The sequence below is a fragment of the Psychrobacter sp. GW64-MNA-CIBAN-0177 genome (assembly GCF_040309585.1).
Classification (GTDB): Bacteria; Pseudomonadota; Gammaproteobacteria; order Pseudomonadales; family Moraxellaceae; genus Psychrobacter; species Psychrobacter okhotskensis.
This window is the reverse complement of the sequence record NZ_JBEOOY010000056.1, coordinates 1-1,017: the sequence shown is the minus strand read 5'-3', so window position 1 is coordinate 1,017 and position 1,017 is coordinate 1. Positions and strand designations below refer to the sequence as shown.

General features: G+C 37.6%; 2 protein-coding genes. Both read left to right on the top strand.

Annotation, left to right across the window (positions count from 1 at the left end; genetic code table 11):
- The coding region (locus tag AAEY79_RS14150) for a hypothetical protein (RefSeq protein ID WP_350588509.1) at positions 1-471 on the top strand (471 nt) is incomplete at its 5' end.
- A 3-nt stretch (positions 472-474) separates the two neighbouring features.
- Complete coding sequence (locus AAEY79_RS14145) at positions 475-996, top strand: T6SS effector amidase Tae4 family protein (RefSeq protein ID WP_201567890.1); 522 nt, start codon at positions 475-477, stop codon at positions 994-996.
- Positions 997-1,017 lie beyond the last annotated feature (21 nt).

Sequence of the window (1,017 nt, the reverse complement as noted above, 5' to 3'; positions counted from 1 at the left end):
AAACAGTTTACGGAGAAAGCTGGGAAGCACAGTAAGGCTGGAGGTGGAAGGGATGGGTTGGGATTGGCGGGGTTGCCGAGTTTGATAGCTGGTGCGATGTTTAAAGCACAGTTTAGGTTCGCTGATGATAATGATATTCCCTATGCCAACACATCATATATTGCTATTAATGAAAATACAAAAGAGACTTTTGAAGGCATAACTGATACTGAGGAAAATACGGAAACTTTCTTTAGCTCTAACTCTGATGAGATTAAGGTTCATTTGAAATTAGATAACTATACTGCTCAGTTTAGGTTTGCTGACGATGATGATATTCCCTATAGTTTCGTTGATTATATTGCGCAGGCTGAAGTAACGGGAGAAGTGTTTGAAGGTACGACTGATGAAGGCGGTCTGACAGAAGCTATTTACACTTCGATTAAACAAGAAATTAAAGTCCATTTGAAGACCGAAATAAATAAGGAGTAACAGATGCCTGTAGATGATCCATTTGCAGTATTAAGAGGTCGAGACCGAGTATCAAGCTCACAAACTTTAGAAGTTCACAAGCTTACTCAAACTAATATTAGTAGAGTCAGAAAGTGTCACTGTGCTTTACCATATGCTGATGAGTTTAAAAAATACTATTTATTTTATGACAGATATACAGGAGCACAGTCATGGGAAAAAATTGGTGGAAACATAAACAAAGAGTACGGAATAAACGGACCTAACGGAACTCAAAATTCCTGCGCTGCCAGAGTCAGTTACGGTTTGAACTATGCAGGAAAACCAATAAAAGCTAATGCGCCAGGTTCAAATAAAAACTTTTCCGATAATAAAAGATACATAATTTCTGCTCTTAAAATGAACCAGTATTTAAAACAGATAGCGGGCAAGCCAGATTTCACACTTACAAATACAGATGATTTCTATAAATTGAAATCAGCTTTAACACATCTTAGATTAACACATGAAGTGCAATATCAAAGAGCAGGTGAAAAAGAGGCCTAGATGCGCTAGCATCAAAGCTAC